The organism is Mycobacterium sp. (assembly GCF_032162605.1).
GTDB lineage: Bacteria > Actinomycetota > Actinomycetes > Mycobacteriales > Mycobacteriaceae > Mycobacterium.
On the sequence record NZ_JAVROT010000433.1, the window covers coordinates 1 to 3,781 of the forward strand.

2 protein-coding genes and 1 pseudogene are annotated in these 3,781 nt (G+C 66.7%); 2 read left to right on the top strand and 1 reads right to left on the bottom strand.

What is annotated here, in order from left to right; translation table 11 throughout:
- Positions 1-593, top strand: a pseudogene (locus QOI01_RS24270) (alpha-1,4-glucan--maltose-1-phosphate maltosyltransferase); the annotation flags it as partial.
- A gap of 7 nt (positions 594-600) precedes the next feature.
- The gene (gene glgB, locus QOI01_RS24275) at positions 601-2,796 is read left to right on the top strand and encodes a 1,4-alpha-glucan branching protein GlgB (protein WP_526385497.1); all 2,196 of its coding nucleotides are present in this window, start codon (positions 601-603) and stop codon (positions 2,794-2,796) included.
- Between the two features lie 2 nt (positions 2,797-2,798).
- Here the strand turns inward: glgB and QOI01_RS24280 are convergent, their stop codons facing one another.
- Complete coding sequence (locus tag QOI01_RS24280; protein ID WP_526385499.1) at positions 2,799-3,698, bottom strand: tetratricopeptide repeat protein; 900 nt, start codon at positions 3,696-3,698, stop codon at positions 2,799-2,801.
- Positions 3,699-3,781: the final 83 nt, after the last annotated feature.

Genomic DNA, 3,781 nt, shown 5'->3' on the forward strand with positions numbered 1-3,781 from the left:
TGCACGAGAGCCTGCAGCACGGTGGTCCGGGAATGTTCGCCATCCGCGCCGTGATGGCTGCAACGATGAGTTCCGCCTGGGGCGTCTATTCCGGGTACGAGCTCTTCGAAGGGCAGGCCGTCCGGGAGGGCAGCGAGGAGTACCTCGATTCGGAGAAGTACGAGTTGCGGCCACGCGACTTCGAGGCCGCCCTGGCTGCCGGCCGATCGCTGGAGCCGTTCCTCGGTCGGCTCAACGAGATTCGCAGGCTGCACCCCGCGTTGAGTGAACTGCGCACCATCAAGTTCCACGCGATCGACAATGATGCGCTGCTGGCCTACAGCAAGTTCGATCCGGTCACCGGCGACTGTGTCCTGGTGGTGGTGAGTCTCAACGCGTTCGGTCCAGAGGAGGCCACCCTCTGGCTCGACATGGAAGCACTCGGAATGTCCGACTACGACCGGTTCTGGGTGCGCGACGAGATCACCGGCGACGAATACCAATGGGGGCAGGCGAATTACGTGCGCATCGACCCCGTAAGGTCCGTCGCCCACATCCTGAACATGCCGCAAATACCAAACGAGAAGCGGCCTAAACTGCTGCGGAGGGAATGAGTTTCACATGACCCGCACGAATGACGTCACAAGCCAGTACCTGCGACCCGATCAGGCGGACCTCAACCGCCTGTTCGCCGGTGAGCATCACGACCCGCACTCCATCCTTGGCGCACACGAGTACGCCGATCACACCGTGATCCGTGTCCTTCGACCATGGGCCACGGAGGTGGTCGCGCTGATCGGCGACGAGCGCTATTCGTTCAGCCACGTCGAGGGCGCGTTGTTCGCCGTCGCGGTGCCGTTCACCGGCCTCATCGATTACCGGCTCGAAATCCGCTACGAGGGCGGTGGCTCGCACACCACGGCGGATCCGTACCGCTTCCTCCCCACGCTTGGCGAGATCGACCTGCACCTGTTCGCCGAGGGGCGCCATGAGCGACTGTGGGAGATCCTGGGCGCCCACCCCCGCAGCTTCAAGACCGCGGACGGCGTGGTCGACGGAGTGTCATTCGCGGTCTGGGCACCAAACGCCAAGGGCGTCAGCCTGATCGGCGAATTCAACCACTGGGAAGGCAGTTCCGCGCCGTTGCGCGTGCTCGGTTCTTCCGGCGTGTGGGAGGTCTTCTGGCCGGGTTTCCCCGCCGACGGCCTCTACAAGTTCAAAGTGCACGGCGCGGACGGCGCGGTGACGGAGCGCGCCGACCCGATGGCGTTCGCCGCAGAGGTGCCGCCCGCGCGGGCGTCACGGGTGAACTTGAGTGACTACGCGTGGGACGACGGCGACTGGATGAGCGCCCGCGCACTGAAGAACCCCGTCTTCGAACCGATGAGCACCTACGAGGTGCACCTGCTGTCGTGGCGGCCAGGGTTGACTTACCGGGAGCTCGCCGAGCAACTCACCGAATACGTGTCGGAGCAGGGTTTCACTCACGTCGAACTGCTACCCGTGGCCGAGCACCCGTTCGGCGGGTCCTGGGGCTACCAGGTGACGTCGTACTACGCGCCGACGTCACGCCTGGGCTCACCGGATGACTTCCGCCACCTGGTTGACACCCTGCACAACGCGGGCATCGGCGTCATCGTCGACTGGGTACCTGCCCACTTCCCGAAGGACGCCTGGGCGCTGGGCCGATTCGACGGCACGCCTCTCTATGAACACTCCGACCCCAGGCGCGGCGAGCAACTCGACTGGGGCACATACGTCTTCGACTTCGGCAGGGCCGAGGTACGGAACTTCCTGGTGGCCAATGCGCTGTACTGGTTGCAGGAGTTCCACATCGACGGGCTGCGGGTGGACGCGGTGGCCTCGATGCTCTACCTCGACTACTCGCGCCCGGCAGGCGGCTGGACACCCAACGTCCACGGTGGACGCGAGAACCTGGAGGCGGTGCAGTTCCTCCAAGAGATGAACGCCACCGTCCACAAGGCCACGCCGGGCATCGTCACGATCGCCGAGGAGTCGACCTCCTGGCCGGGGGTAACACGACCGACCAACCTTGGCGGACTGGGCTTCTCGATGAAGTGGAACATGGGCTGGATGAACGACACGTTGGCGTTCGAAGCCCGCGATCCGATTCACCGCAGCTATCACCACCACGAGCTGACGTTCTCACTGCTGTACGCGTTCAGCGAGAACTTCGTGCTGCCCATCAGCCACGACGAAGTGGTGCACGGCAAGGGAACGCTCTGGACTCGCATGCCCGGCAACGACCACGTGAAGGCTGCCGGCCTGCGCGGGCTGCTTGCCTATCAGTGGGCCCACCCAGGTAAGCAGCTGCTGTTCATGGGCCAGGAGTTCGGCCAGCGCGCCGAGTGGTCCGAGGAGCACGGCGTCGATTGGTTCCAGTTGGGCGAGGAGAGCTTCTCGACCGGGGTGCAGCGGATGGTGCGCGACATCAACGGCGTCTACCGCGACAGCCGGGCACTGTGGTCACGTGACACCACCCCGGACGGCTACTCCTGGATCGACGCCAACGACTCGGCGAACAACGTATTGAGCTTCCTGCGCTACGGCGACGACGGCTCCGTGCTGGCCTGCGTGTTCAACTTCTCCGGCGCCGAGCACAGCCGCTACCAGCTGGGTCTCCCGCACGCCGGAACGTGGCGCGAGGTGCTCAACACCGATGCGACGATCTACAACGGTGCCGGAGTGGGCAACTTCGGCTCCGTCGAGGCGACCGACGTGCCATGGCACGGCAGGCCGGCGTCCGCGGTGATGGTGTTGCCCCCGCTGGGCGCGCTCTGGTTCGAACCGGCCTGACGTCAGTACAGCGCGTTGGCGAGATTGCGTCGGCCTGCGACGACCCTGGGGTCATCCTGCGGGAACAGCTCGAAGAGTTCCACCAGGCGCGTGCGGACGGTCGCGCGGTCGTCGCCTGCCGTGCGGCGCACCAGACCGATCAGGCGGTTGAAGGCCTCCTCGACGGAGTCCAGCGCCACCTCGACGTCAGCAGCCGCGAACGCCGCTTCGATGTCGCCGGGCGCGGCGTCGGCCACCGCGACTGCATCCGCAGGCCGCGTCGTTGCGCGCTGCAGGAACGCGATCTGACGCCGCGCGTCCTTCGCCTCGACGTGGTTGGGCTGGGTGTCGAGAATCGCCTGGTAGGCGGCGAGCGCCTCGTCGAAGTCGCCGTCGTCCCACAGGGCGCGCGCCCGTTCGAGCACCGGATCGACCTCTTCGACGCCCTCGGCTTCGCCATCGCCATCGCCAGCGAGCTTGCCCGCGGTGGCGCTGAGCAGAGAGTCGACCCAGCGACGCAGCTGCTCGGGCGGTTGCACGCCCTCAAAGCTGGAGATGGGCTGTCCGCCCGCGACGGCCACGACGGTGGGTACCGCCTGCACCCCGAACACCTGGGCCACCCTCGGTGCGGTGTCGACGTTGACCGTGGTCAGCGCCCACGTGCCGCCATCGGCCTTCGCCAGGGCGGCCAGCGCGTCGCCAAGCTGTGCGCTGGCCTCGCTGCGTGGCGTCCACAGCAGGACGACGACGGGCATCTGATTGGACCGGGCGAGCACCTCTGCTTCGAGGTTCGCCTCGGTGATGTCGAGACCGACGGGCGCGGTGCCTGCGGCACCGTCCCGGGATGGTGGTGGCTGCTTGAGCGCCGAAAGGTCAAACGCGCCGGCGAGCGCGGGGCCGACGGATGGACGTGGACGTGTCACACGCACAAGTTTGTCACGTCGTTTCGCCGACCGGCGGAGCGGCCACGGCGGCGGCTCGGGCGCCGAGGCGTCCCGTCCGTTCG